The sequence below is a fragment of the Pseudomonas sp. FW305-25 genome (assembly GCF_017351415.1).
Classification (GTDB): Bacteria; Pseudomonadota; Gammaproteobacteria; order Pseudomonadales; family Pseudomonadaceae; genus Aquipseudomonas; species Aquipseudomonas chlororaphis.
Map to the genome: position 1 here is coordinate 1 of NZ_JACNDE010000034.1, position 26,682 is coordinate 26,682.

A 26,682-nucleotide genomic window follows, 5' to 3' on the forward strand; every position below is an offset into this window, starting at 1 on the left:
GCAACACCTTCGAATTTCCCCCGCTGGAAAAGGCCCTGCGCACCCCCAACGGCCTGTTGGCCGCCGGCGGCGACCTGTCGGCCGACCGGCTGATCCAGGCCTATCGCCACGGCTGCTTTCCCTGGTTTTCCGAAGGCCAGCCCATCCTCTGGTGGTCACCCGACCCACGCACAGTGTTATTTCCAGACGAACTGCATGTATCCCGCAGCCTGGGCAAGCTGCTGCGCCAGCAACGCTACCAGGTCACCTTCGATCAGGATTTTGCCGCGGTCATCAGCGCCTGCGCGGCGCCACGCCCTTATGCCGACGGCACCTGGATCACCGAATCGATGCAGGATGCCTACCTTGAACTGCACAAGCGCGGTTATGCCCATTCGGTCGAAGTCTGGGATCAGGGTTTGCTGGTGGGCGGGCTGTATGGGCTAGCAATGGGCCAGCTGTTTTTTGGCGAATCGATGTTCAGTCGGGCCGACAATGCGTCGAAATTCGGCTTCGTCACGCTGGTCCAACATTTACGGGCATGGGGCTTCGCCCTGATCGACTGCCAGATGCCCACCGACCACTTGCACAGCCTGGGCGCCCGCGCCATCCCCCGCCAGGAGTTCGCCGGCTATCTGCGGCGCCATCTGGACCAGCCCAGCCGCGCCATATGGGTTTCCTAGGCGGGTTTTGCCGGTGTGGCTTACACTTAATTCAAAGCTAATCCCGAGGGTTGATTCATGACCGAGTTGGCGCGTTTGAAGTTTTATGCCACTCAGCCCCACTCTTGCAGCTACCTGCCCGAAGAACAGGCGACCACGCTGTTCCTCGATCCTAGTCAGCCCATGGATGTGCATGTCTACGCAGATCTGTCGGAAATGGGCTTTCGCCGCAGTGGCGACCACCTGTACCGGCCGCATTGCCAGAACTGCAATGCCTGTGTTCCGGCACGCATTCCTGCCGCGCAGTTTGTACCCAATCGTCAGCAAAAACGTATTCTCAAACGCAATGCCGACCTGAAAGTCCAGCCTGCCAAACCGGGGTTCAGCGAAGAGTATTTCGACCTTTACCAGCGTTATATCGAGCAACGCCACGCCGATGGCGACATGTACCCACCCAGCCGCGATCAGTTCTCGACCTTTCTGGTTCGCGATCTGCCCTTCTCCAGATTCTACGAGTTCCGCCTCGATGGGCGCCTGCTCGCCGTGGCCGTCACCGATCTGCTGCCCAATGGCCTTTCCGCGGTCTACACCTTCTACGAACCCGATGAAGAGCGCCGCAGCCTCGGCCGCTACGCCATTCTGTGGCAGATCGGCGAAGCCTTGCGCCTGGGTCTGGACGCGGTCTACCTCGGATACTGGATCAAGAACTGCAAAAAGATGAACTACAAGACCCAATATCGGCCCATTGAGCTGCTGATTAACCAGAGATGGGTCATCCTGAACTAGAAGCCCTTGGCTTGAACCCCACTTTTCGGGCACAATGCACGCCGCTTTTGCCTGGCGCAGTTGCACCGGGCCATTCATTGGACACCGAGGGCTTTACTGCATGTCGAAAGAAGACAGCTTCGAAATGGAAGGCACTGTCGTCGACACCCTGCCCAACACCATGTTTCGTGTGGAGTTGGAAAATGGGCACGTCGTAACCGCGCATATCTCCGGCAAGATGCGCAAGAACTACATTCGTATTCTTACCGGTGACAAAGTGCGCGTCGAACTGACGCCCTATGACTTGAGCAAAGGGCGCATCACTTACCGCGCTCGCTAAGCAAGTCAATACAAGACGCCCGGCCCATGCCGGGCGTTTTTGTTTACCCGCGATTTACTCTGCCTGCCTACAGAACAGATATAAAAAAGGCGCCTTGCGGCGCCTTTTTTTATTGCAGCTGGTCAGGCCATTTCTGCAGTGGTCTCGAACTCGAAGGTCAGCTCGCCATCCTTGATGTCGATGTGCACCACACCGCCATGCTCGGCCAGTTCGCCAAAGAGTATCTCCTCCGCCAGCGGACGCTTGATCTTGTCCTGGATCAGGCGTGCCATAGGACGAGCACCCATGGTCACATCGTAACCACCAGCCGCCAGCCAGCTGCGGGCCGCATCGGTGACTTCCAGCTGAACGCGCTTGTCCTCCAGCTGCGCCTGCAGTTCGGTAAGGAACTTGTCCACCACGCTCTTGATGACCTCATGACTGAGGCGACCAAACTGGATAATGGTGTCCAGACGGTTACGGAATTCCGGCGTGAAGCTCTTCTTGATCACTTCCATGGCATCGGAAGAGTGATCCTGATGAGTGAACCCGATGGAAGCCCGCGCCGCGGTCTCGGCACCTGCGTTGGTGGTCATGATCACGATCACGTTGCGGAAATCCGCCTTGCGCCCGTTGTTATCGGTCAAGGTGCCGTGGTCCATCACCTGCAGCAGCAGGTTGAAGACTTCCGGGTGGGCCTTTTCGATTTCATCGAGCAGCAATACGCAGTGAGGCTGCTTGGTAATCGCTTCGGTCAGCAAACCGCCCTGGTCGAAACCGACATAACCCGGAGGCGCACCGATCAGACGCGACACGGTGTGACGCTCCATGTACTCGGACATGTCGAAACGCACCAGTTCGATACCCAGCGCCTTGGCCAACTGCCGTGCAGCCTCGGTCTTACCGACACCGGTAGGCCCGGCGAACAGGAACGAACCGACGGGCTTGTCCGGCGACTTCAGGCCGGCACGGGACAGCTTGATCGCGGTCGACAGCGAGTCGATCGCTGCATCCTGGCCGAACACCGTCAGCTTCAGGTCGCGCTCGAGGTTACGCAGCAGCTCCTTGTCGGAACTGGTGACGTGTTTCGGCGGAATCCGCGCGATTTTCGCCACGATATCCTCGACCTGAGCGACCTCTATGCGTTTTACGCGCTTGTCGACAGGCTGCAGACGCTGATAGGCGCCCGCCTCGTCGATCACGTCGATCGCCTTGTCGGGCATATGCCGGTCATTGATATAACGCGACGCCAGTTCGGCGGCGGCGCGCAATGCCTCATCGCTGTACTCGATGCTGTGGTGCAGCTCGAAACGCCCCTTGAGGCCGCGCAGAATACCGATGGTGTCCTCTACCGAAGGCTCGGACACATCGACCTTCTGGAAACGGCGAGCCAAGGCCCGGTCCTTCTCGAAAATTCCACGGAACTCCTGGAAGGTGGTCGAACCGATGCAACGGATGTCGCCCGAGGAAAGCAGCGGCTTGAGCAGGTTCGAGGCATCCATCACCCCACCGGACGCCGCCCCGGCGCCAATGATGGTATGAATCTCGTCGATGAACAGGATCGCCTGCGGACGTTTCTTCAACTCGCCCAGCAACGCCTTGAAACGCTTCTCGAAATCGCCGCGGTATTTGGTACCTGCCAGCAACGCGCCGAGATCCAGGGAGTACACCACGCTGCTGGCCAACAGGTCAGGCACCTGACTGTCGACGATGCGCTTGGCCAGACCTTCGGCGATGGCCGTTTTACCGACCCCGGCCTCGCCCACCAGCAGCGGGTTGTTCTTGCGCCGACGCGCAAGAATCTGCGCCACACGCTCGACTTCCTGCTCACGACCGACCAACGGGTCGATACGCCCCTGGCGCGCCAGCTCATTGAGATTGCTGGCATAAGCATCCAGCGGATTACCTGAAGAGGAAGACTCACCGCCTTCATCGTCCTGCATATCCTGCTCACCTTCGGAATGATCGCCATGCCCCGGCACTTTGGAGATGCCATGGGCGATGTAGTTGACGACATCGATGCGGGCAACGCTCTGCTGTTTCAGCAGGAACACCGCCTGACTCTCTTGCTCACTGAAGATCGCAACCAGCACATTGGCGCCGGTCACTTCGCGCTTGCCCGAGCTCTGCACATGAAAGACAGCACGTTGCAGCACACGCTGGAAGCCCAGGGTTGGCTGGGTTTCACGATCCTCGTCGTGCACAGGAATCAGCGGCGTGGTGGAGTCGATGAACTCCTGCAGGTCGTGCTTGAGTTTGTCGAGGTTTGCTCCGCAGGCACGCAAAACGGTGGCGGCGGCCTCATTATCCAAAAGAGCCAACAAGAGGTGCTCGACGGTCATGAACTCATGACGCTTCGAACGAGCCTCTTTGAAGGCGAGATTGAGGGTGACTTCGAGCTCGCGGTTTAACATAGCTTCACCTCATACCCAAGTGGTCGGCGTTAACCGTCCTTCTCGATTTCACAGAGTAGCGGATGCTGGCTTTCCCTGGCGTACTGGTTGACCTGCATGGCCTTGGTCTCGGCGATGTCGCGGGTAAACAATCCACATACTGCCCGTCCTTCTGTGTGAACGGCCAGCATTACCTTGGTCGCCAGCTCGCGATTCAGGTTAAAAAACACCTCGAGCACTTCGACGACGAAATCCATCGGTGTGTAGTCATCATTGAACAAAACCACCTTGTACATCGGCGGAGCCTGCAACGTCGGCTTAGCTTCCTGTACAGCCAAGCCAGCGGAATCGTCGTCTTGGAAATCCGGGCGATCCTGATTGAATGTTAGTCGAATCTGGCTGATTGCATGCATGGAAAGAAAGGTTCGTTAGTTGAGCAAATACAGTGGTGGGGGCACTCCAGGGGGATTTCAACTCCGACCGCCGGGTCACCTTGACTATCGGCAAAACGGTGTTACAACCAATAGAGCCCACATTGGGTAATAAAGGTCCGTACCGTCAATCCTATATTTTCGGATTCCGGTACGGATGAACTGGATGATACTCCAGTGATGGAGTCTGTTGCAGAGGGATATGAGCATGGCAAGCGGCAAGGTCAAGTGGTTCAACAACGCCAAGGGTTATGGCTTCATTAATGAGGAGGGTAAAAGCGACGACCTTTTCGCCCACTACTCGGCCATCGAGATGGAAGGCTACAAAACCTTGAAAGCCGGCCAGGCCGTGAGCTTTGAGATCACTCAAGGACCCAAGGGCCTGCACGCCGTGAAAATCCAATCCATCAAGACCCAGAACACCCCCGCCGCAGCCCCCTCCTACCAGGAAACGGCCCTGAGCTGAAAATCTTCAGCATCCAGTCATAAAAAACAGTCATAAAAAAACGGCCGGCTCAATCGATTGAGCCGGCCGTTTCATTTGGAGCGTGTCAATTTACATGTGAGAGATCAGCGCATCGCCGAACGCCGAAGACGACAACAGCGTGGCGCCTTCCATCAGGCGCTCGAAGTCGTAGGTCACGGTCTTGGCACCAATGGCGCCGTTGGTGCCCTTGATGATCAGGTCGGCCGCTTCGGTCCAGCCCATGTGACGCAGCATCATTTCCGCGGACAGGATCAGCGAACCCGGGTTCACCTGGTCCTTACCCGCGTACTTCGGCGCCGTACCGTGGGTCGCCTCGAACATGGCCACGGTGTCGGACAGGTTGGCGCCCGGAGCGATGCCGATCCCGCCCACTTCAGCCGCCAGTGCGTCGGACAGGTAGTCACCGTTCAGGTTGAGGGTCGCGATCACGTCATATTCGGCCGGACGCAGCAGGATCTGCTGGAGCATCGCATCGGCGATGGCGTCCTTGACGATCACGTTCTTGCCGGTTTTCGGATTCTTGAACTGCATCCACGGGCCGCCATCGAGCAGCGTCGCGCCAAATTCTTCCGCCGCCACCTCATAGGCCCACTCCTTGAAGGCACCTTCGGTGAACTTCATGATGTTGCCTTTATGCACGATGGTCAGCGAATCGCGGTCGTTGTCGACCACATATTGCAGCGCTTTGCGCGCCAGACGCTTGGTGCCCTGCAGGGAAACCGGCTTGACGCCGATACCGCAGTTTTCGTCGAAACGGATCTTGGTGACGCCCATTTCTTCTTTGAGGAACTTGATGACCTTGGTGGCTTCGGCGGAGCCGGCCTTCCATTCGATACCGGCGTAAATGTCTTCCGAGTTCTCACGAAAAATGGTCATGTCGACATCGCCAGGCTTCTTCACCGGGCTCGGCACGCCTTCGAACCAGCGCACCGGGCGCAGGCACACATACAGGTCAAGCTGCTGACGCAGGGCTACGTTCAGGGAACGGATACCACCACCTACCGGAGTGGTCAGCGGGCCCTTGATGGAAACCACGTAATCCTTGACTGCGTCCAGGGTTTCCTGAGGGAGCCAGGTGTCCTGGTCGTACACTTGAGTTGCTTTCTCGCCGGCATAGACTTCCATCCAGGAGATTTTGCGCTCGCCGCCGTAGGCCTTCTTAACAGCAGCATCGACAACCTTGATCATGACCGGGCTGATATCAACGCCAATACCATCGCCTTCAATGAAAGGGATAATCGGGTTGTTAGGAACATTGAGAGAATGGTCTGCGTTGACGGTGATTTTGTCGCCGACTGCTGGAACCTGAATCTTCTTGTATCCCATGCTGAACTCCGTTGTGTGGATTGAACATCTGGCTGCGTTCGAGCGTACCCCAGTTGAATCTGGACGGGAACCTCATGTTCCGCTCATATGCCGTGAAGGCTGCGCAGTTCGTGGCCTACAAGCCTGAAAGCAAAGGGAAAAGCGCCAAACTTGAGCACTGTGGAGGACTCTACGCCGCCACCCCGCCTGCGACCTTTAGACCAATGGACGAGATCGGTTGCATATGAACCGTCGGCGTTTTGCCAGCTACCTATGTATAATGCCGCCGCTGACCACAGAGTCACGACGGCTGAGCGCTCTGCTACTGGAAAAAAGGAGCCGAGACTTTCCGCCCAAAGCCGGGTTGTTACCGCAGCCCACCCGCTTGACGCTCGACTGATGCACCCAACATCACCGCGAAGAAACCTCGACATTCGGTTCACGGATGACTTTGAACGAACGCGCTTACCCGGCGCCCCCTCGAGTTTCTGCGCACGCTTTAGCAAAGAAGAGAGTTAATCCGAATATGCCCACCCGCTCGAAGATCATCTATACCTTCACCGACGAAGCCCCCGCCCTCGCCACCTACTCGCTGCTCCCTATCGTCGAAGCCTTCACCGCTTCCGCTGATATTGCCGTGGAAACCCGCGACATCTCTCTCGCAGGGCGTATTCTTGCCAGCTTCCCGGAGCTGCTGGGCGACAAAGCCGTACCGGACCACCTGGCCGAGCTGGGCGACCTGGCCGTAACGCCTGAAGCCAACATCATCAAGCTGCCGAACATCAGCGCTTCGGCACCGCAGCTTCAGGCCGCGATCAAAGAGCTGCAAGCCAAGGGCTACGCCCTGCCGGACTACCCGGAAACCGTGACCAGCGACGCCGATAAAGACACCAAGGCGCGCTACGACAAGGTCAAGGGCAGCGCCGTGAACCCGGTCCTGCGTGAAGGCAACTCCGACCGCCGCGCTCCGCTTTCGGTCAAGAACTACGCGCGCAAGCACCCACACAAAATGGGCGCCTGGGCCAAAGACTCCAAGTCCCACGTCGCTCACATGAGCCAGGGCGATTTCTACGGCAGCGAAAAAGCCGCCCTGATCGACGCCCAGGACACTGTGAAGATCGAGCTGATCGCTCAAGACGGTAACGCTACCGTCCTGAAGGAAAAAACCACCGTACAAGCCGGCGAGATCCTCGATTGCGCAGTCATGAGCAAGAAGGCCCTGCGGGCTTTCGTTGCCGCCGAGATCGAAGACGCCAAGAAGCAAGGCGTACTGCTGTCGGTGCACCTGAAAGCCACCATGATGAAGGTTTCCGACCCGATCATGTTCGGCCAGATCGTTGCCGAGTTCTATCAGGACGCCCTGAGCAAGCACGCCGACGTGCTGAGCCAGATCGGCTTCAACCTGAACAACGGCATCGGCGACCTGTACGCCCGCATCAAGGCCCTGCCCGCGGAGCAGCAAGCGCAGATCGAAGCCGACATCCAGGCTGTCTACGCTGTGCGCCCTGCCCTGGCCATGGTCAACTCCGACAAAGGCATCACCAACCTGCACGTGCCGAGCGACGTGATCGTCGACGCCTCGATGCCAGCCATGATCCGTGACTCCGGCAAAATGTGGGGCACCGACGGCCAGTTGCACGACACCAAGGCGCTGATCCCGGATCGCTGCTACGCCACCATCTACCAGGCCGTGATCGAAGACTGCAAGGCCAACGGCGCCTTCGACCCGACCACCATGGGCAGCGTGCCGAACGTTGGCCTGATGGCGAAGAAAGCCGAAGAGTACGGCTCCCACGACAAGACCTTCCAGATCAAGGCTGACGGCGTCGTTCGCGTTACCGACAGCAAGGGCAACCTGCTGCTGGAACAGGCCGTCGAAGCCGGCGACATCTTCCGCATGTGCCAGACCAAGGACGCGCCGATCCAGGACTGGGTCAAACTGGCCGTCAACCGCGCTCGCGCCAGCAGCACGCCAGCGATTTTCTGGCTGGATCCGATGCGTGCCCACGACGGCGTGATGATCGAGAAGGTCCAGGCTTACCTGAAGGATCACGACACCGCCGGCCTGGACATCCGCGTGATGTCGCCAGTCGATGCCATGAAGTTCACCCTGGCCCGCACCCGCGAAGGCAAGGACACCATCTCCGTCACCGGCAACGTGCTGCGCGACTACCTGACCGACCTGTTCCCGATCATGGAACTGGGCACCAGCGCCAAGATGCTGTCGATCGTGCCGCTGATGAACGGTGGCGGCCTGTTCGAAACCGGCGCCGGCGGTTCGGCTCCGAAGCACGTACAACAGCTGCTGGAAGAGAACTTCCTGCGCTGGGATTCCCTGGGTGAGTTCCTGGCCTTGGCCGCTTCCCTGGAGCACTTGGGCAACACTTACAACAACCCGAAAGCACTGGTACTGGCCAAGACCCTCGACCAGGCAACCGGTCAATTCCTGGACAACAACAAGTCGCCATCGCGCAAAGTCGGCAACATCGACAACCGCGGCAGCCACTTCTACCTGGCGCTGTACTGGGCCCAGGCCCTGGCCGCCCAGACTGAAGATACCGCCCTGCAAGCGCAGTTCAGCACCCTGGCCAAGACCCTGACCGAGAACGAGGCGACCATCGTCGCCGAACTCAACGGCGTTCAAGGCAAGCCAGTGGACATCGGCGGCTACTACAGCGCCAACCCTGAGCTGGTGAGCAAGGCCATGCGCCCAAGCGCCACCCTCAACGCGGCTATCGCTGCGCTGGCTTAAGCAACACCGCTGTCATACAAACCCCGGCCAGGTGCCGGGGTTTGTGCTTTTTGGACAACACCTGTAGGACTGGCGTTCGCCTTATGATGTCCACCCACTCAAGACGGAGCTTTATATATGGAATGGCAACCCCACATCACCGTCGCCACCATCGTTGAGGATCAGGGGCGCCTCCTGTTCGTCGAGGAGTTCCAGGGCGAGCAGGCGGTGTTCAACCAGCCCGCTGGGCACCTGGACCCGGACGAAAGCCTGCTCCAGGCGGCCATTCGCGAAACCCTGGAAGAAACCGGCTGGGACATCGAGCTGACCGGCGTGGTCGGCATCTACCTGTACACCGCCCCCAGCAATGGCGTGACCTACCAACGCGTCTGCTTTGCCGGCAAACCGCTCAGGCATCACCCCGACTATCAATTGGACGACGGCATCATCGGCCCGCGCTGGCTGAGCCGCGACGAACTGCTGGCCTTGCGCCCGCAATGGCGCAGCGAGCTGATTATCCGCTGTGTCGACGACTATCTGGCCGGCCAACTGCACAGCCTCGAGCTGATCCGTCCGTCGCTTTAACCGCAGTTTTAGCCTTGCAGGCCTCAGCCTGTTAGAATCGCGTCCTTTTTCAAGACACCCGTTGAATTCCTATGCGTGATCCAGCCCCTTCTGACACCCAAAAGAAGCGCGTCATCGTCGGCATGTCCGGCGGCGTGGACTCTTCCGTTTCCGCCCTCCTGCTGATGGAGCAGGGTTACCAGGTGGAAGGCCTGTTCATGAAGAACTGGGAGGAAGACGACGGAACCGAGTACTGCACCGCCATGGACGACCTCGCGGACGCCCAGGCCGTGTGCGACAAGATCGGTATCAAGCTGCACACCGCCAACTTCGCCGCCGAGTACTGGGACAATGTGTTCGAGCACTTCCTGGCCGAATACAAGGCCGGCCGCACGCCGAACCCGGACATCCTGTGCAACCGTGAAATCAAGTTCAAGGCGTTCCTCGACTACGCCATGATGCTCGGCGCCGACCTGATCGCCACCGGCCACTATGTGCGCCGCCGCGACATCGATGGGCGCACCGAACTGCTCAAGGGCCTGGATCCGAACAAGGACCAGAGTTACTTCCTGCACGCCGTCGGCGGCGAACAGATCGCCAAGACCCTGTTTCCGGTTGGCGAGCTGGAAAAGCCCGAAGTCCGCGCGATCGCCGAGAAACACGACCTGGCCACCGCCAAGAAGAAGGACTCCACCGGTATCTGCTTTATCGGTGAACGACGCTTCAGCGACTTCCTCAAGCAATACCTGCCGGCCCAGCCCGGCGAGATCAAGACCACCGAAGGTGAAGTGATCGGCCGCCACCACGGCCTGATGTACCACACCATCGGTCAGCGCCAGGGCCTGGGCATCGGCGGCCTCAAGGACGCCGGCGATGAGCCGTGGTACGTGCTGATCAAGGACCTGGAGCACAACGAGCTGATCGTTGGCCAGGGCAACGATCACCCGTGGTTGTTCTCCCGCGCCCTGCTCGCCTCCGACATCTATTGGGTCAACCCGATCGACCTGAGCCAGCCGCGCCGCCTCACCGCGAAAGTGCGCTACCGTCAGAGCGACCAGCCTTGCACCCTGGAACAGACCGCCAGCGGCTACCGTGCCACCTTCGATGACCCGCAACGCGCGGTCACCCCCGGCCAATCCGTAGTCTTCTATGACGGCGAAACCTGCCTGGGCGGCGGCGTGATCGAAGTCGCAGAACCCTGGAGCAGCAAGGCATGAGCCCGACCCAGGAGCAACTGACGGCATTGGGCGGCGTGTTTCTCGCCGCCGTGCTGGTGGACAAGATCGCCAAGACCGGCCAGGTCACCGAAGCAGCCTTGAGCTGCATGCTTGGCAGCCTGCTGATCCGCGACCCGAAAGACACCCTGGAAGTCTACGGTGGCGACGACATCAACCTGCGTGAAGGTTATCGCGCCCTGATCGGCGCCCTGGAACGCGACCCCAGCACCCTGCAGCGCGAACCATTGCGCTACGCCCTGTCGATGCTCGGCCTGGAGCGCCAGCTGGCCAAGCGCGACGACCTGCTGGAAATCATCGGCAAGCGCCTGCCGCAGATTCAGTCCCAGGTCGAACATTTCGGCCCGGCCCACGAAAACGTGGTTGCCGCTTGCGGCTCGCTGTATCAGGACACCCTGAGCACCTTGCGCCAGAGGATCCAGGTGCATGGCGACATGCGCAACCTGCAGCAGCCGAGCAATGCCTCGAAGATCCGCGCCCTGCTGCTGGCCGGCATCCGTTCGGCGCGGCTGTGGCGCCAACTGGGCGGCCACCGCTGGCAGCTGGTGATCAGCCGCCGCAAACTGCTCAAAGAGCTTTATCCGTTGATGCGCAGCAGCTGAACTGCGCCCGCAAGACCTTTTGTAGTCAGTAACGCGTAAGACGCTGGTCAGTTGGCAACGGACCGGCGGATATTTTCATGTATGATACGCGCCCCATTTCGTTGCCCGACTGTCCGAGAACACCCCATGCAGCTCTCTTCGCTCACTGCGGTTTCCCCTGTTGACGGCCGCTACGCCGGCAAAACCCAGGCCCTGCGCCCCATTTTCAGCGAATACGGCCTGATCCGTGCTCGTGTCCTGGTCGAAGTGCGCTGGCTCCAGCGCCTGGCCGCCCATTCCGCCATCAGCGAAGTGCCAGCGTTTTCCGCTGAGGCCAACGCTGTACTGAACACTCTGGCGGAAAATTTCTCTCTGGAGCACGCCGAGCGTGTCAAAGAGATCGAACGCACCACCAACCACGACGTCAAGGCCATCGAGTACCTGCTCAAGGAACAGGCCGCCAAGCTGCCTGAACTGGCCAACGTCAGCGAATTCATCCACTTCGCCTGCACCAGCGAGGACATCAACAACCTGTCCCACGCCCTGATGCTGCGCGAAGGCCGCGACGAAGTGATGCTCCCGCTGATGCGCCAGACCGCCGGGGCTATCCGCGAACTGGCCCTGCGCTTCGCCGACGTGCCAATGCTGTCGCGTACCCACGGCCAGCCGGCCTCGCCGACCACCCTGGGCAAAGAACTGGCGAACGTGGTGTACCGCCTGGAGCGCCAGATCGCTCAGGTCGCCGCCGTGCCACTGCTGGGCAAGATCAACGGCGCCGTGGGCAACTACAACGCACACCTGTCGGCCTACCCGGAAATCGACTGGGAAGCCAACGCCCGCGCCTTCATCGAAGACGAGCTGGGCCTGAGCTTCAACCCGTACACCACGCAGATCGAGCCGCACGACTACATCGCCGAGCTGTTCGACGCCATCGCGCGCTTCAACACCATCCTGATCGACTTCGATCGCGATATCTGGGGTTACATCTCCCTGGGCTACTTCAAGCAGCGCACCATCGCCGGCGAAATCGGTTCCTCGACCATGCCGCACAAGGTCAACCCGATCGACTTCGAAAACTCCGAAGGCAACCTGGGTATCGCCAACGCACTGTTCCAGCACCTGGCGAGCAAACTGCCGATCTCCCGCTGGCAGCGCGACCTGACCGACTCCACCGTCCTGCGTAACCTGGGCGTCGGTTTCGCCCACAGCGTGATCGCTTACGAGGCCAGCCTCAAAGGCATCAGCAAGCTGGAGCTCAACGCCCAGAAAATCGCCAAAGACCTGGATGCCTGCTGGGAAGTCCTGGCCGAGCCGATCCAGACCGTGATGCGCCGCTACAACATCGAAAACCCGTACGAAAAACTCAAGGAACTGACGCGCGGCAAGGGCATCAGCCCTGAAGCACTGCAGACCTTCATCGACGCGTTGGAAATGCCTGAAGCCGCCAAGGCCGAGCTGAAAAAGCTTACCCCGGCCAGCTACATCGGCAATGCCGCGGCGCAAGCCAAACGCATCTGATCGATGGCAAGACCTTTGACGCCCGGCAGCGCCGGGCGTTTTTATTCCCGTATGAAAAGTGCATTTTTTCAATAGGTTACACATGAATCCTGATATTCCTCTTCAACTTCTGGGCGGCATCAGCGCACGGGAATTCCTGCGTGACTACTGGCAGAAAAAGCCCCTGCTGATCCGTCAGGCCCTGCCCGACTTCGAAAGCCCGATCGACGCCGACGAACTGGCCGGCCTGGCGCTGGAAGAAGAGGTCGAATCGCGCCTGGTCATCGAGCATGGCGAACGCCCTTGGGAACTGCGTCGCGGCCCGTTCGCCGAAGACGAGTTCAGCAAGCTGCCGGAGCGTGACTGGACCCTGCTGGTCCAGGCCGTCGACCAGTTCGTGCCGGAAGTCGCCGAACTGCTGGAGCATTTCCGTTTCCTGCCAAGCTGGCGCATCGACGATGTGATGATCAGCTTCGCCGCTCCCGGTGGTAACGTCGGCCCGCACTTCGATAACTACGATGTGTTCCTGCTGCAAGGCCACGGCAAGCGCAACTGGAAGATCGGCCAGATGTGCGACGCCGAAAGCCCGCTGCTGCAGCACGCGGACCTGCGCATCCTCGCCGAGTTCGAAGAAACCGAAAGCTGGGTCCTGGAACCCGGCGACATGCTCTACCTGCCACCGCGCCTGGCCCACTACGGCGTCGCGGTGAACGACTGCATGACCTACTCGGTGGGCTTCCGCGCGCCGAGCGCCGCCGAAGTGCTGACCCACTTCACCGACTTCCTCAGCCAGTACCTGCCGGATGAAGAGCGTTATACCGACGCCGACGTGCAACCTGTCAGCGACCCGCACCAGATCCAGCACGACGCCCTCGATCGCCTCAAGGGCCTGCTGGCCGAGCACATGAGCGACGAGCGCATGCTGCTGACCTGGTTCGGCCAGTTCATGACCGAGCCGCGCTACCCGGAACTGGTGGTTGGCCCCGAGCTGGAAGAAGAAGACCTGCTCGGCAGCCTCGAGCAGGGCGCCATCCTGATCCGCAACCCGAGCGCGCGCCTGGCCTGGTCCGAAGTCGACGACGACCTGCTGCTGTTCGCCAGCGGCCAGAGCCGCTACCTGCCGGGCAAGCTGCGCGAACTGCTGAAGATGATTTGCGCCGCCGACGCGCTGCACCTCGACAACCTTGGCCCATGGCTGGCGGACGAAGATGGACGCAGCCTGCTGTGCGAACTGGTCAAGCAAGGAAGCCTGGGATTTGCCGATGAATAAGATTCGCGTACGTGTCGCAGACTGGCAAAAGGATAACGCCGAGATCCGGCGCATTCGTGAAGCGGTGTTCATCATCGAGCAATCCGTCCCCCCTGAGCTGGAGTGGGATGCCGACGACGACAGCGCGGTGCATTTCCTCGCGCTCGAAGGCGACTTTCCGATCGGCACCGCACGCCTGCTGCCCGATGGGCAGATCGGCCGGGTATCGGTGCTCAAGGACTGGCGCGGCCTGAAGGTCGGCGATGCGCTGATGCAGGCAGTGATCGGCGAAGCCGAGAAACGTGGCCTCAAGCAGCTGATGCTCAGCGCCCAGGTCCAGGCTACCGCCTTCTATGAGCGCCTGGGTTTCAGCATCGTCAGCGAGGAGTTCCTGGAAGCGGGCATTCCTCACGTCGACATGGTTCGCGGCAACGCCTGAGCAAGCCCCGCGCAGCAGCGAACCTGCTGACGATGCCCTGCCAAGCGTCACAAAACGCCCCGGCCTCCCCGGATCCAGCAAGCTAAGCTGGCTCCAGGGAGGCTGGGGCGTTTTGCCATCGGCGATTCAACTTGCCCCACCGCGGGCCGACAAACTGTCAAACTCAAGGCTTCCACCCCTAGCGGAGATAACGGACATGTCCCTACGCACCCTGCTCACGACGCTGCTGCTGACTGCAAGCTTTTCAGTCTCGGCCGCGACCGAGATCGTGCCCCTGAACAACCGCACCAGCGCCGACCTGCTGCCCGTCGCACAGAACTTCCTCGGCAAGGAAGGCCAGGTCAGCGCCTACGGCAACCAACTGATCGTCAATGCGGAACCGGAGAAGATCGAGGAACTGCGCGCCTTCATCGCGCAACTGGATACCGCCGCCAAACGCCTGCTGATCACGGTCGACACCAACGAAAACAACACCCAGAACAACCAGGGTTATTCGCTCAACGGCGCGCCGCAAACCCGCATCATCAGCCGCAGCACCGTCAGCCGCGATGGCGGCATCCAGCAGATCCAGGCCAGCGAAGGCATACCGGCCCTGATCCAGGTCGGCCAGAGCGTGCCGCTGACCACCACCCAGACCGATCCTTACGGCCGCCTGCAGAACCAGACCCAGTATCGCAACGTCACCCAGGGTTTCTACGTCACGGCCAGCGTCACCGGCGAAACCGTCCACCTGAGCATCAGTACCAACCGTGACCGCATGAGCCAGGAACGTCCCGATGTAGTGAATGTGCAAAGTACCGACACAACTGTCAGCGGCCGTCTTGGCGAGTGGATCACCCTGGCCGGCGTCAATCGCCAGAACCAGGCCGACAAACAGGCTACAACCCGCAGCTACTCGACTCAGGGCCGGGATGACATGACCTTGCGAGTGAAAGTCGACGCCTTGGACTAAAGCACCGGAAACTGACTGATTAGTCGTATTAGACCAAAGATGTAGTGGTGAAAAAAAAGCACTACAAAACGTTTGACGAGGCAAAAAACCGAAGGCATGATGGCCTCGCTCCCGCTAATCAGGGGCCCTGGCAAGGGCCTTCGGATCGCAGCTCTAACCTACCCACCTGAGCCGATTCGTGTCTGTACCGCCCACAAGGTGTGTTTGACGAGATTGCGACTGGAACGAGGTTGTCCCGAGGGACGGAAGCTAATTAGGTAGATCGGCAACACACTGATGGTTCGTATGAAGGCCCACGACGCCCGAATGCGCCCGACAGCTGGCCCTCACCTGCTCACTTTCCCCTTGAGCCCATCGTTCAACCGTCGCCATCGCGTCATACCCGACTTGACCGCCTAAGCTTCTGGTCAGCGAGCAGCCAACTACGCACCCTTTGACCTGCGTATCTGGCGAGTCGGAATTTTCCGCCCAAGAACGACTTTTCACACAAGACGCGACGAGGTTTATCTCCATGGCACTGACACGCGAACAGCAAATTGCAGCCCTTGAAAAAGACTGGGCTGAAAACCCGCGCTGGAAAGGCGTGACTCGCACTTATTCCGCTGCCGACGTTGTCCGTCTGCGTGGCTCGGTTCAACCTGAGCACACCCTGGCACGCATGGGCGCCGAGAAGCTCTGGAACCTGGTGACCCAGGGTGCCAAACCGTCCTTCCGTCCTGAGAAAGATTTCGTCAACTGCATGGGCGCCCTGACCGGCGGCCAGGCTGTACAGCAAGTCAAAGCCGGCATCCAGGCGATCTACCTGTCGGGCTGGCAGGTTGCCGCGGACAACAACTCCGCCGAATCGATGTACCCGGACCAGTCGCTGTACCCGGTGGACTCCGTTCCAACCGTGGTCAAGCGCATCAACAACTCGTTCCGTCGCGCCGACCAGATCCAGTGGAAGTCCGGCAAGAACCCGGGTGACGAAGGCTATATCGACTACTTCGCGCCGATCGTGGCTGACGCAGAAGCCGGTTTCGGCGGCGTGCTGAACGCCTACGAGCTGATGAAGAGCATGATCGAAGCAGGCGCCGCTGGCGTTCACTTCGAAGACCAGCTGGCTTCCGTGAAGAAATGCGGCCACATGGGCGGCAAGGTACTGGTTCCGACCCAGGAAGCCGTGCAGAAGCTGACCGCTGCCCGCCTGGCAGCCGACGTTGCCGGAGTACCGACCATCATCCTGGCCCGCACCGACGCTAACGCCGCCGACCTGCTGACCTCCGACTGCGACCCGTACGACCAGCCGTTCGTGACCGGCACCCGCACCCAGGAAGGCTTCTATAAAGTGCGCGCCGGCCTCGACCAGGCCATCGCTCGCGGCCTCGCCTACGCGCCGTATGCCGACCTGATCTGGTGCGAAACCGCCAAGCCGGACCTGGACGAAGCCCGCCGCTTCGCCGAAGCGATCAAGAAGGAATACCCGGACCAGATCCTGTCGTACAACTGCTCGCCTTCCTTCAACTGGAAGAAGAACCTGGACGACGCGACCATCGCCAAGTTCCAGCGCGAACTGTCCGCCATGGGCTACAAGCACCAGTTCATCACCCTGGCCGGCATTCACAACATGTGGCACAGCATGTTCAACCTGGCGCACGACTACGCCCGCAACGACATGACCGCCTACGTGAAGCTGCAGGAGCAGGAATTCGCTGACGCCGCCAAGGGTTACACCTTCGTGGCTCACCAGCAGGAAGTGGGCACCGGCTACTTCGACGACATGACCACCGTGATCCAGGGCGGCTCGTCTTCGGTAACCGCACTGACCGGCTCCACCGAAGAAGAACAGTTCCACTGATTCGACTTCGCGCTGAAAAACGGCCATTGCAGACCCGGTAAAAGCTAACTGCAGTGCTGCACATCTGACGCCCCGACTGGTTCGGGGCGTTTTTTTTGCCTGCAGCTTTTGCAGGCATCACCGGCACCCCACAAGCTGCGACAGGAACGAGCCTGCTCGCGACGACATCGGCCCGGACACCCTGCCAATCAGGCAAAACATTGATCCAGAGCGGTATGCGTGGAGAAAAAAGCGGGTAAAAGGGGCTCGCTCGCAACTTGCAGTAACGAGCATATAAAAGACAACTTAGCGGCTCTTCATGGGAACCATTGTTTAAAAGCAGCGCCAAATAATATTGATTATCATTTAGAGGCGATAATGTTCGTTACAGCGAGGACAAAACATAATTAACAAAACACCCGCTAATGCCCACAGGCCGTGGCTTACGGGGCTTGCAAGGGGAGCTATGTCCTTATTCCGCTAAATAATTTCGCCATGAAAATTTACTTGCCCGGTGTTTAGCCATAAAATCACGGCGATTGATTGCACTGCGACATATCGTCACTGCTTTATTTCTTTATCAAGCTCAGAGACCTTTGCTCTCTGTTAAGGATTACCAGCATGCCCGAAGCGACAGGACTCATGGCCCACAACTGGGGCTTTGCCATTTTCCTTCTGGGTGTAGGCGGCCTTTGCGCCTTCATGCTCGGCGTCTCCAGCCTCCTCGGGTCAAAAGCCTGGGGCCGCAGCAAAAACGAACCGTTCGAGTCCGGCATGCTACCTACCGGTGGCGCCCGCTTGCGGCTCTCAGCCAAATTCTATCTGGTCGCGATGCTCTTCGTGATCTTCGATATCGAAGCCCTCTTTCTCTTTGCCTGGTCTGTGTCCGTCCGCGAAAGCGGCTGGACCGGATTCGTCGAAGCTCTCGTTTTCATAGCAATTCTGTTGGCAGGTCTTGTCTACCTTTGGCGGGTGGGGGCTCTTGATTGGGCTCCGGAAGGTCGCCGTAAGCGGCAGGCGAAGCTAAAACAATGAGGCTTTGGCGATGCAATACAATCTCACCAGGATCGACCCCGATGCTCCTAACGAGCAGTATCCGATCGGCGAACGGGAAACCGTTTCCGATCCGTTAGAAGATCAAGTCCACAAAAACATCTTCATGGGCAAGCTGGAAGACGTGCTGAGCGGCGCGGTCAACTGGGGGCGTAAGAACTCCCTGTGGCCGTACAACTTCGGCCTGTCCTGCTGCTACGTGGAAATGACCACCGCCTTCACGGCGCCCCACGACATCGCGCGCTTCGGCGCCGAAGTTATCCGGGCATCACCGCGCCAGGCGGATTTCATGGTTATTGCCGGAACCTGCTTCATCAAGATGGCGCCGATCATTCAGCGTCTCTACGAGCAAATGCTCGAGCCGAAGTGGGTCATCTCCATGGGTTCGTGCGCCAACTCCGGTGGCATGTACGACATCTATTCCGTCGTTCAAGGGGTGGACAAGTTCCTGCCCGTGGACGTCTACGTGCCTGGCTGCCCGCCCCGCCCTGAAGCTTTTCTGCAAGGTCTGATGCTCTTGCAGGAGTCGATTGGCCAGGAGCGTCGCCCACTTTCCTGGGTCGTCGGTGACCAAGGCGTATATCGCGCCGAAATGCCGTCGCAAAAGGAACAGCGCCGCGAACAGCGTATTCAGGTAACCAACCTGCGCAGCCCCGACGAAGTCTGATTCCAGAACGCTTCTTACAAAGAACGAAAAACTGGCTTCATTCTTTACGTTGACCGAAAGCGATAAAAAACCATGACTACAGGCAGTGCTCTGTACATCCCGCCTTATAAGGCAGACGACCAGGATGTGGTCGTCGAACTCAATAACCGTTTCGGCCCTGAGGCGTTCACCGCCCAGGCCACCCGCACCGGCATGCCGGTGCTGTGGGTTACCCGTGCCAAACTCGTCGAAGTCCTGACCTTCCTGCGCAACCTGCCCAAGCCGTACGTCATGCTCTATGACCTGCATGGCGTGGACGAGCGTCTGCGCACCAAGCGCCAAGGGCTGCCAGGCGCCGACTTCAGCGTGTTCTACCACCTGCTGTCGATCGAACGTAATAGTGACGTAATGATCAAGGTCGCCTTGTCCGAGAGCGACCTCAGCTTGCCGACCGTGACCGGTATCTGGCCGAACGCCAACTGGTACGAGCGTGAAGTCTGGGACATGTTCGGCATCGACTTCGCCGGCCACCCTCACCTGTCGCGCATCATGATGCCGCCGACCTGGGAAGGTCACCCGCTGCGCAAGGATTTCCCGGCGCGCGCCACCGAGTTCGATCCGTTCAGCCTGACCCTGGCCAAGCAACAACTGGAAGAAGAAGCCGCGCGCTTCAAGCCGGAAGATTGGGGCATGAAGCGTTCCGGCGCTAACGAGGACTACATGTTCCTCAACCTGGGCCCGAACCACCCTTCGGCCCACGGTGCCTTCCGCATCATCCTGCAGCTGGACGGCGAAGAGATCGTCGACTGCGTACCGGACATCGGCTACCACCACCGTGGCGCCGAGAAGATGGCCGAGCGTCAGTCCTGGCACAGCTTCATCCCGTACACCGACCGTATCGACTACCTCGGCGGCGTGATGAACAACCTGCCGTACGTGCTCTCGGTCGAGAAACTGGCCGGGATCAAGGTGCCGGAGAAGGTCGACGTCATCCGCATCATGATGGCCGAGTTCTTCCGGATCACCAGCCACCTGCTGTTCCTGGGCACCTACATCCAGGACGTCGGCGCCATGACCCCGGTGTTCTTCACCTTCACCGACCGTCAGCGCGCCTACACCGTGATCGAAGCGATCACCGGTTTCCGCCTGCACCCGGCCTGGTACCGTATCGGCGGCGTCGCCCACGACCTGCCGCGCGGCTGGGAAAAACTGGTGAAAGACTTCGTCGACTGGCTGCCCAAGCGCCTCGACGAATACACCAAGGCCGCCCTGCAGAACAGCATCCTCAAGGGTCGTACCATCGGCGTCGCCGCCTACAACACCAAGGAAGCCCTGGAATGGGGCGTCACCGGTGCCGGCCTGCGTTCCACCGGTTGCGATTTCGACCTGCGTAAAGCGCGCCCCTACTCCGGCTACGAGAACTTCGAATTCGAAGTACCGCTGGCGGCCAACGGCGATGCCTATGACCGCTGCATGGTCCGCGTCGAAGAGATGCGCCAGAGCATCAAGATCATCGACCAGTGCCTGCGCAACATGCCGGAAGGACCGTACAAGGCGGACCACCCGCTGACCACGCCGCCACCGAAAGAGCGCACGCTGCAGCACATCGAGACCCTGATCACGCACTTCCTGCAGGTTTCGTGGGGCCCGGTCATGCCGGCCAACGAGTCCTTCCAGATGATCGAAGCGACCAAGGGCATCAACAGTTATTACCTGACGAGCGATGGCGGCACCATGAGCTACCGCACCCGGATCCGCACTCCGAGCTTCGCCCACCTGCAGCAGATCCCTTCGGTGATCCGCGGCAGCATGGTCGCGGACTTGATCGCGTACCTGGGTAGTATCGACTTCGTTATGGCCGACGTGGACCGCTAAGCATGAACAGCACGCTTATCCAGACAGACCGTTTCGCCCTGAGCGAAACCGAGCGCTCGGCCATCGAGCACGAGCTGCATCACTACGAAGACCCGCGCGCGGCGTCTATCGAAGCCCTGAAGATCGTCCAGAAGGAACGTGGCTGGGTGCCTGATGGCGCGCTCTACGCCATCGGCGAGATCCTCGGCATCCCGGCCAGCGACGTAGAAGGCGTTGCGACGTTCTACAGCCAGATCTTCCGTCAGCCGGTCGGCCGTCACATCATCCGTGTCTGCGACAGCATGGTCTGCTACATCGGCGGCCACGAGTCCGTGGTCAGCCAGATCCAGAGCGAGCTGGGCATCGGCCTCGGCCAGACCACCACCGACGGCCGCTTCACCCTGCTGCCGGTATGCTGCCTGGGCAACTGCGACAAGGCCCCGGCGCTGATGATCGACGACGACACTTTCGGCGACGTGCAGCCTGCTGGCGTGGCCAAACTGTTGGAGGGCTACGTATGACCCTGACATCCTTCGGCCCTGCCAACCGCATCCAGCGCAGCCCGGAAACCCATCCGCTGACCTGGCGCCTGCGCGACGACGGCGAACCGGTATGGCTCGACGAGTACCAGGCCAAGAACGGCTACGCCGCTGCGCGCAAGGCCTTCGCCGACCTGTCCCAGGACGACATCGTCCAGACCGTCAAGGACGCCGGCCTCAAGGGCCGCGGCGGCGCGGGCTTCCCCACTGGCGTGAAGTGGGGCCTGATGCCCAAAGACGAATCCATGAACATCCGCTACCTGCTGTGCAACGCGGATGAAATGGAACCCAACACCTGGAAAGACCGCATGCTGATGGAGCAACTGCCCCATCTGCTGATCGAAGGCATGCTGATCAGCGCCCGTGCGCTGAAAACCTACCGCGGCTACATCTTCCTGCGGGGCGAGTACACCACCGCCGCCAAGCACCTCAACCGTGCCGTGGAAGAAGCCAAGGCCGCGGGCCTGCTGGGCAAGAACATCCTGGGCTCGGGCTTCGACTTCGAGCTGTTCGTCCACACCGGTGCCGGGCGTTACATCTGCGGTGAAGAAACCGCACTGATCAACTCCCTCGAAGGCCGCCGCGCCAACCCACGCTCCAAGCCGCCCTTCCCCGCCGCCGTCGGCGTGTGGGGCAAGCCGACCTGCGTGAACAACGTCGAGACCCTGTGCAACGTGCCGGCGATCATCGGCGACGGCGTGGAGTGGTACAAATCCCTCGCTCGCGAAGGCAGTGAAGACCACGGCACCAAGCTGATGGGCTTCTCCGGCAAAGTGAAGAACCCTGGCCTGTGGGAACTGCCGTTCGGCGTGACCGCGCGCGAGCTGTTCGAAGACTATGCCGGTGGCATGCGCGACGGCTTCAAGCTCAAGTGCTGGCAGCCCGGCGGCGCCGGTACCGGTTTCCTGCTGCCCGAGCACCTGGATGCGCAAATGTACGCCGGCGGCATCGCCAAGGTAGGCACCCGCATGGGTACCGGCCTGGCGATGGCGGTCGACGACAGCATCAACATGGTGTCGCTGCTGCGCAACATGGAAGAGTTCTTTGCCCGCGAATCCTGCGGTTTCTGCACCCCTTGCCGCGATGGCCTGCCGTGGAGCGTCAAGCTGCTGCGCGCCCTCGAGAAAGGCGAAGGGCAAGCCGGTGATATCGAGACCCTGCTGGGTCTGGTCGGTTTCCTCGGCCCAGGCAAGACCTTCTGTGCTCACGCACCGGGCGCCGTGGAGCCATTGGGCAGTGCCATCAAGTATTTCCGTCCAGAGTTCGAGGCCGGCATCGCAGCCACCAGTGCTGTCGCCATCCCGCCTCTGGCCCGGCCGATCGTAGTCGGCGCGTAAACATATCGAACGAGGGTGGTCCGTGCCGCCCTCGTATCGCCTGAAGACGCCGCGACGCGCCAGGCGAGCACCAAGATTCCATTAGCCACGCCCGCTGACACCGGGCCAACGAAGAACTTTGAACCATGGCCACTATCCACGTAGACGGCAAAGCGCTCGAAGTCGATGGGGCGGACAACCTGTTACAGGCATGTCTGTCACTAGGCCTCGACATCCCTTATTTCTGCTGGCACCCCGCTCTCGGTAGCGTCGGTGCCTGTCGCCAGTGCGCGGTCAAGCAGTACACCGACGAGAACGACACCCGTGGTCGCATCGTCATGTCCTGCATGACTCCCGCCACCGACAACACCTGGATCTCCATCGACGATGAAGAATCCAAGGCCTTCCGCTCCAGTGTCGTCGAATGGCTGATGACCAACCACCCGCACGACTGCCCGGTCTGCGAGGAAGGCGGTCACTGCCACCTGCAAGACATGACCGTGATGACCGGCCATAACGAGCGCCGTTATCGCTTCACCAAGCGTACCCACCAGAACCAGGAACTCGGCCCGTTCATCGCTCACGAGATGAACCGCTGCATCGCCTGCTACCGTTGCGTGCGTTTCTACAAGGACTATGCCGGCGGCACCGACCTCGGTGTGTTCGGCGCCCACGACAACGTGTACTTCGGTCGCGTTGAAGACGGCACCCTGGAAAGCGAGTTCTCCGGCAACCTCACCGAGGTCTGCCCGACCGGTGTGTTCACCGACAAGACTCACTCCGAGCGCTACAACCGCAAATGGGACATGCAGTTCTCGCCGAGCATCTGCCATGGCTGCTCCAGCGGTTGCAACATTTCCCCGGGCGAGCGCTACGGCGAACTGCGGCGCATCGAGAACCGCTACAACGGTTCGGTGAACCAGTACTTCCTGTGCGACCGTGGCCGTTTCGGCTATGGCTACGTCAACCGCGAAGACCGTCCACGCCAGCCGCTGCTGAACGACGGTACCAAGCTGAACCTGGACCAGGCGCTGGACAAGGCCGCCGACCTGCTGCGCGGGCGCAATATTGTCGGTATCGGCTCTCCTCGCGCCAGCCTGGAAAGCAACTACGCCCTGCGTGAACTGGTAGGCGCCGAGCACTTCTACAGCGGTATCGAAGCCGCCGAACTGGAGCGCATCCGCCTGGTCCTGCAAGTGCTGAGAAACAGCCCGCTGCCCGTGCCGACCATGCGCGACATCGAAGACCACGATGCGGTGTTCGTCCTCGGCGAGGACCTGACCCAGACCGCCGCCCGCATGGCCCTGGCCCTGCGCCAGTCGGTCAAGGGCAAGGCCGAAGAGATGGCCGACGCCATGCGCGTCCAGCCATGGCTCGACGCCGCGGTGAAAAACATCGGCCAGCACGCGCTGAACCCGCTGTTCATTGCAAGCATCGCTGAAACCAAGCTCGACGACGTCGCCGAAGAGTGTGTACACGCCGCTCCCGACGACCTGGCGCGCATCGGTTTTGCCGTGGCCCACGCCCTGGACGCCAGCGCCCCGGCCGTCGAAGGCCTGGACAGCGAAGCCTTTGAGCTGGCCAAGCGCATCGCCGACGCCCTCCTCGCCGCCAAGCGCCCACTGATCATCGCCGGCACCTCCCTGGGTTCCAAGGCGCTGATCGAAGCTGCGGCGAACATCGCCAAGGCCCTCAAGCTGCGCGAGAAGAACGGTTCCATCAGCCTGATCGTGCCCGAGGCCAACAGCCTCGGCCTGGCCATGCTCGGTGGCGAATCGGTGGACGCCGCCCTGCAAGCGGTCATCGATGGCCAGGCCGACGCCCTGGTCGTGCTGGAAAACGATCTGTACACCCGCACCGACGCCGCCAAGGTCGATGCCGCGCTGAACGCCGCGAAAGTGCTGATCGTCGCCGACCATCAGAAGACCGCCACCAGCGATCGCGCGCACCTGGTCCTGCCAGCGGCCAGCTTCGCCGAGGGCGACGGCACCCTGGTCAGCCAGGAAGGCCGTGCCCAGCGCTTCTTCCAGGTGTTCGATCCAACCTATATGGATGCCAGCATCCTGGTTCACGAAGGCTGGCGCTGGCTGCATGCCCTGCGCTCTACCCTGCTGAACAAGCCGGTGGACTGGACCCAGCTGGACCACGTGACCGCCGCCTGCGCCCAGAGCAACCCGCAACTGGCGCACATCGTCGATGCCGCGCCATCGGCGTCGTTCCGCATCAAGGGCCTGAAGCTGGCTCGCGAACCGCTGCGTTACAGCGGCCGTACCGCCATGCGCGCCGATATCAGCGTGCACGAGCCACGTACCCCGCAAGACCAGGACACCGCGTTTTCCTTCTCCATGGAAGGTTACTCGGGCTCCGTGGAACCACGCTCCCAGGTGCCGTTCGCCTGGTCGCCGGGCTGGAACTCGCCGCAAGCCTGGAACAAGTTCCAGGACGAAGTCGGTGGTCACCTGCGTGCCGGCGATCCGGGCACCCGCCTGATCGAAAGCCAGGGCGACAGCCTCGGCTGGTTCGCCAGCGTGCCGCGCGCCTTCTCCCCTGCCCAGGGCACCTGGCAGGCGGTGCCGTTCTACCACCTGTTCGGCAGCGAGGAGAACTCTTCGAAAGCCGCTCCGGTCCAGGAACGCATCCCGGCCGCCTACGTCTCCCTGGCCAAGTCCGAAGCCGACCGCCTGGGCGTCAACGATGGCGCGCTGCTCGCCGTGAGCGTGGCGGGCCAGACCCTGCGTCTGCCGCTGCGCATCAACGAAGAGCTGGGCGCTGGCCTGGTGGCCCTGCCAGCAGGCCTGGCGGGCATTCCACCGGCGTTCTTTGGCAAATCCGTTGACGGTCTGCAGGAGGCAGCGCAATGACCTGGTTCACCCCTGAAGTGATCGACGTGATCCTGGCGGTCGTCAAAGCCCTGGTCATCATGCTGGCCGTGGTGGTCGCAGGTGCCTTGCTCAGCTTTGTCGAACGTCGCCTGCTGGGCTGGTGGCAGGACCGTTACGGTCCGAACCGCGTTGGCCCGTTCGGCATGTTCCAGATCGCCGCCGACATGCTAAAGATGTTCTTCAAGGAAGACTGGACCCCGCCGTTTGCCGACAAGGTGATCTTCACCCTGGCACCGGTCGTGGCCATGAGCGCCTTGCTGATCGCTTTCGCGATCATCCCGATCACCCCGACCTGGGGCGTGGCGGACCTGAACATCGGCCTGCTGTTCTTCTTCGCCATGGCCGGCCTGTCGGTCTACGCGGTGCTGTTCGCCGGCTGGTCGAGCAACAACAAGTTCGCCCTGCTCGGCAGCCTGCGCGCCTCGGCCCAGACCGTGTCCTATGAAGTGTTCATGGGCCTGGCGCTGATGGGCATCGTGGCCCAGGTCGGCTCGTTCAACATGCGCGACATCGTCGACTACCAGGCGCAGAACCTGTGGTTCATCATTCCGCAGTTCTTCGGCTTCTGTACCTTCTTCATCGCTGGCGTGGCCGTGACTCACCGTCACCCGTTCGACCAGCCGGAAGCGGAACAGGAACTGGCCGACGGTTACCACATTGAATACGCCGGCATGAAATGGGGCATGTTCTTCGTTGGCGAGTACATCGGCATCATCCTGATCTCGGCACTACTGGTCACCCTGTTCTTCGGTGGCTGGCACGGTCCGTTCGGCATCCTGCCGCAACTGTCCTTCGTCTGGTTCGCCCTGAAGACCGCGTTCTTCATCATGCTGTTCATCCTGCTGCGCGCTTCCATCCCGCGTCCGCGTTATGACCAGGTGATGGACTTCAGCTGGAAATTCTGCCTGCCGCTGACCCTGATCAATTTGCTGGTGACTGCTGCGCTTGTGTTGTTGAACACGCCAGCAGGCGCGGTTCAGTGAGGAT

Annotated in this window: 23 protein-coding genes; 20 read left to right on the forward strand and 3 right to left on the reverse strand. The window is 60.7% G+C overall.

Translation table 11 applies throughout. The annotated features are described in order from the left end of the window. From aat to infA, 3 genes are all read left to right on the forward strand, one after another. On the forward strand, nucleotides 1-662 hold a 662-nt coding region (gene aat / locus J4E58_RS24930; protein ID WP_207255338.1), incomplete at its 5' end, for a leucyl/phenylalanyl-tRNA--protein transferase. 57 nt (nucleotides 663-719) lie between these two features. After that, nucleotides 720-1,427, forward strand: coding sequence for an arginyltransferase (locus J4E58_RS24935; protein ID WP_087091617.1), 708 nt, complete (start codon nucleotides 720-722; stop codon nucleotides 1,425-1,427). Nucleotides 1,428-1,527: 100 nt separating this feature from the next. Then, complete coding sequence (gene infA / locus J4E58_RS24940; RefSeq protein WP_002553999.1) at nucleotides 1,528-1,746, forward strand: translation initiation factor IF-1; 219 nt, start codon at nucleotides 1,528-1,530, stop codon at nucleotides 1,744-1,746. A gap of 122 nt (nucleotides 1,747-1,868) precedes the next feature. Here infA and clpA read toward each other — a convergent pair whose 3' ends face one another. Both clpA and clpS read right to left on the reverse strand, forming a co-directional pair. After that, nucleotides 1,869-4,139, reverse strand: coding sequence for an ATP-dependent Clp protease ATP-binding subunit ClpA (gene clpA / locus J4E58_RS24945; RefSeq protein ID WP_007929214.1), 2,271 nt, complete (start codon nucleotides 4,137-4,139; stop codon nucleotides 1,869-1,871). A 29-nt stretch (nucleotides 4,140-4,168) separates the two neighbouring features. Next, on the reverse strand, nucleotides 4,169-4,531 hold the full coding sequence (clpS, locus tag J4E58_RS24950) for an ATP-dependent Clp protease adapter ClpS (protein ID WP_009044582.1): 363 nt from the start codon (nucleotides 4,529-4,531) through the stop codon (nucleotides 4,169-4,171). 226 nt (nucleotides 4,532-4,757) lie between these two features. Between clpS and cspD the strand changes: the two genes are divergently transcribed. After that, nucleotides 4,758-5,015: a cold shock domain-containing protein CspD gene (cspD, locus tag J4E58_RS24955; protein ID WP_009044583.1), complete on the forward strand. Its 258-nt coding sequence runs from the start codon at nucleotides 4,758-4,760 to the stop codon at nucleotides 5,013-5,015. A gap of 90 nt (nucleotides 5,016-5,105) precedes the next feature. Here cspD and icd read toward each other — a convergent pair whose 3' ends face one another. After that, nucleotides 5,106-6,362, reverse strand: coding sequence for an NADP-dependent isocitrate dehydrogenase (gene icd / locus J4E58_RS24960; protein ID WP_007929208.1), 1,257 nt, complete (start codon nucleotides 6,360-6,362; stop codon nucleotides 5,106-5,108). Between the two features lie 505 nt (nucleotides 6,363-6,867). On the opposite strand from icd, the gene J4E58_RS24965 reads away from it, so the two are divergent. The 16 genes from J4E58_RS24965 (at nucleotide 6,868) to nuoH (ending at nucleotide 26,678) form a co-directional block, all read left to right on the forward strand. Next, nucleotides 6,868-9,093, forward strand: a complete 2,226-nt coding sequence (locus tag J4E58_RS24965; RefSeq protein WP_087091618.1) for an NADP-dependent isocitrate dehydrogenase — start codon at nucleotides 6,868-6,870, stop codon at nucleotides 9,091-9,093. Nucleotides 9,094-9,210: 117 nt separating this feature from the next. Beyond that, on the forward strand, nucleotides 9,211-9,657 hold the full coding sequence (locus tag J4E58_RS24970; protein ID WP_087091619.1) for an NUDIX hydrolase: 447 nt from the start codon (nucleotides 9,211-9,213) through the stop codon (nucleotides 9,655-9,657). A 71-nt stretch (nucleotides 9,658-9,728) separates the two neighbouring features. After that, entirely contained in the window at nucleotides 9,729-10,853 is a 1,125-nt protein-coding gene (mnmA, locus tag J4E58_RS24975) for a tRNA 2-thiouridine(34) synthase MnmA (protein WP_087091620.1), read from the forward strand. Continuing rightward, nucleotides 10,850-11,473 carry a high frequency lysogenization protein HflD gene (gene hflD, locus J4E58_RS24980; RefSeq protein ID WP_007929193.1) on the forward strand — a complete coding sequence of 208 codons (624 nt, stop codon included), beginning with the start codon at nucleotides 10,850-10,852 and terminating at the stop codon, nucleotides 11,471-11,473. The genes mnmA and hflD overlap by 4 nt, the downstream gene beginning before the upstream one ends. Nucleotides 11,474-11,599: 126 nt before the next feature. Next, nucleotides 11,600-12,970 (forward strand): adenylosuccinate lyase, encoded by a 1,371-nt coding sequence (gene purB, locus J4E58_RS24985; RefSeq protein ID WP_087091621.1) that lies wholly within the window; start codon nucleotides 11,600-11,602, stop codon nucleotides 12,968-12,970. An 82-nt stretch (nucleotides 12,971-13,052) separates the two neighbouring features. Beyond that, complete coding sequence (locus tag J4E58_RS24990; RefSeq protein WP_009044587.1) at nucleotides 13,053-14,219, forward strand: cupin domain-containing protein; 1,167 nt, start codon at nucleotides 13,053-13,055, stop codon at nucleotides 14,217-14,219. Beyond that, nucleotides 14,212-14,637 (forward strand): GNAT family N-acetyltransferase, encoded by a 426-nt coding sequence (locus J4E58_RS24995; protein WP_007929190.1) that lies wholly within the window; start codon nucleotides 14,212-14,214, stop codon nucleotides 14,635-14,637. Before J4E58_RS24990 ends, J4E58_RS24995 begins: the two co-directional genes overlap by 8 nt. A 196-nt stretch (nucleotides 14,638-14,833) precedes the next feature. Beyond that, a complete protein-coding gene (locus J4E58_RS25000; RefSeq protein WP_087091622.1) occupies nucleotides 14,834-15,589 on the forward strand; it encodes a secretin N-terminal domain-containing protein in 756 nt (251 codons plus the stop codon). Nucleotides 15,590-16,100: 511 nt separating this feature from the next. After that, a complete protein-coding gene (gene aceA / locus J4E58_RS25005; RefSeq protein ID WP_007929188.1) occupies nucleotides 16,101-17,426 on the forward strand; it encodes an isocitrate lyase in 1,326 nt (441 codons plus the stop codon). A 600-nt stretch (nucleotides 17,427-18,026) separates the two neighbouring features. Continuing rightward, the gene (locus tag J4E58_RS25010) at nucleotides 18,027-18,440 is read left to right on the forward strand and encodes an NADH-quinone oxidoreductase subunit A (protein ID WP_007929187.1); all 414 of its coding nucleotides are present in this window, start codon (nucleotides 18,027-18,029) and stop codon (nucleotides 18,438-18,440) included. Nucleotides 18,441-18,450: 10 nt separating this feature from the next. Continuing rightward, nucleotides 18,451-19,125: an NADH-quinone oxidoreductase subunit B family protein gene (locus J4E58_RS25015; RefSeq protein ID WP_007929186.1), complete on the forward strand. Its 675-nt coding sequence runs from the start codon at nucleotides 18,451-18,453 to the stop codon at nucleotides 19,123-19,125. 72 nt (nucleotides 19,126-19,197) lie between these two features. Beyond that, on the forward strand, nucleotides 19,198-20,979 hold the full coding sequence (nuoC, locus tag J4E58_RS25020) for an NADH-quinone oxidoreductase subunit C/D (protein ID WP_007929185.1): 1,782 nt from the start codon (nucleotides 19,198-19,200) through the stop codon (nucleotides 20,977-20,979). 2 nt (nucleotides 20,980-20,981) lie between these two features. Then, entirely contained in the window at nucleotides 20,982-21,479 is a 498-nt protein-coding gene (nuoE, locus tag J4E58_RS25025; protein WP_087091623.1) for an NADH-quinone oxidoreductase subunit NuoE, read from the forward strand. Further along, nucleotides 21,476-22,834 (forward strand): NADH-quinone oxidoreductase subunit NuoF, encoded by a 1,359-nt coding sequence (gene nuoF, locus J4E58_RS25030; protein ID WP_087091624.1) that lies wholly within the window; start codon nucleotides 21,476-21,478, stop codon nucleotides 22,832-22,834. Before nuoE ends, nuoF begins: the two co-directional genes overlap by 4 nt. Nucleotides 22,835-22,959: 125 nt before the next feature. After that, entirely contained in the window at nucleotides 22,960-25,674 is a 2,715-nt protein-coding gene (gene nuoG, locus J4E58_RS25035; protein WP_087091625.1) for an NADH-quinone oxidoreductase subunit NuoG, read from the forward strand. Further along, nucleotides 25,671-26,678 carry an NADH-quinone oxidoreductase subunit NuoH gene (gene nuoH, locus J4E58_RS25040; RefSeq protein ID WP_007929607.1) on the forward strand — a complete coding sequence of 336 codons (1,008 nt, stop codon included), beginning with the start codon at nucleotides 25,671-25,673 and terminating at the stop codon, nucleotides 26,676-26,678. Before nuoG ends, nuoH begins: the two co-directional genes overlap by 4 nt. Nucleotides 26,679-26,682: the final 4 nt, after the last annotated feature.

Coding starts and splice junctions, on each gene's coding strand:
- infA (WP_002553999.1), top strand. CDS start 1,528: ATGTCGAAAGAAGACAGCTTCGAAATGGAAGGCACTGTCGTCGACACC.
- nuoG (WP_087091625.1), top strand. CDS start 22,960: ATGGCCACTATCCACGTAGACGGCAAAGCGCTCGAAGTCGATGGGGCG.
- J4E58_RS24995 (WP_007929190.1), top strand. CDS start 14,212: ATGAATAAGATTCGCGTACGTGTCGCAGACTGGCAAAAGGATAACGCC.
- J4E58_RS25000 (WP_087091622.1), top strand. CDS start 14,834: ATGTCCCTACGCACCCTGCTCACGACGCTGCTGCTGACTGCAAGCTTT.
- J4E58_RS25010 (WP_007929187.1), top strand. CDS start 18,027: ATGCCCGAAGCGACAGGACTCATGGCCCACAACTGGGGCTTTGCCATT.
- J4E58_RS24990 (WP_009044587.1), top strand. CDS start 13,053: ATGAATCCTGATATTCCTCTTCAACTTCTGGGCGGCATCAGCGCACGG.
- icd (WP_007929208.1), bottom strand. CDS start 6,362: ATGGGATACAAGAAGATTCAGGTTCCAGCAGTCGGCGACAAAATCACC.
- mnmA (WP_087091620.1), top strand. CDS start 9,729: ATGCGTGATCCAGCCCCTTCTGACACCCAAAAGAAGCGCGTCATCGTC.
- nuoE (WP_087091623.1), top strand. CDS start 20,982: ATGAACAGCACGCTTATCCAGACAGACCGTTTCGCCCTGAGCGAAACC.
- aceA (WP_007929188.1), top strand. CDS start 16,101: ATGGCACTGACACGCGAACAGCAAATTGCAGCCCTTGAAAAAGACTGG.
- nuoH (WP_007929607.1), top strand. CDS start 25,671: ATGACCTGGTTCACCCCTGAAGTGATCGACGTGATCCTGGCGGTCGTC.
- J4E58_RS24935 (WP_087091617.1), top strand. CDS start 720: ATGACCGAGTTGGCGCGTTTGAAGTTTTATGCCACTCAGCCCCACTCT.
- hflD (WP_007929193.1), top strand. CDS start 10,850: ATGAGCCCGACCCAGGAGCAACTGACGGCATTGGGCGGCGTGTTTCTC.
- nuoC (WP_007929185.1), top strand. CDS start 19,198: ATGACTACAGGCAGTGCTCTGTACATCCCGCCTTATAAGGCAGACGAC.
- purB (WP_087091621.1), top strand. CDS start 11,600: ATGCAGCTCTCTTCGCTCACTGCGGTTTCCCCTGTTGACGGCCGCTAC.
- J4E58_RS25015 (WP_007929186.1), top strand. CDS start 18,451: ATGCAATACAATCTCACCAGGATCGACCCCGATGCTCCTAACGAGCAG.
- clpA (WP_007929214.1), bottom strand. CDS start 4,139: ATGTTAAACCGCGAGCTCGAAGTCACCCTCAATCTCGCCTTCAAAGAG.
- clpS (WP_009044582.1), bottom strand. CDS start 4,531: ATGCATGCAATCAGCCAGATTCGACTAACATTCAATCAGGATCGCCCG.
- J4E58_RS24965 (WP_087091618.1), top strand. CDS start 6,868: ATGCCCACCCGCTCGAAGATCATCTATACCTTCACCGACGAAGCCCCC.
- cspD (WP_009044583.1), top strand. CDS start 4,758: ATGGCAAGCGGCAAGGTCAAGTGGTTCAACAACGCCAAGGGTTATGGC.
- nuoF (WP_087091624.1), top strand. CDS start 21,476: ATGACCCTGACATCCTTCGGCCCTGCCAACCGCATCCAGCGCAGCCCG.
- J4E58_RS24970 (WP_087091619.1), top strand. CDS start 9,211: ATGGAATGGCAACCCCACATCACCGTCGCCACCATCGTTGAGGATCAG.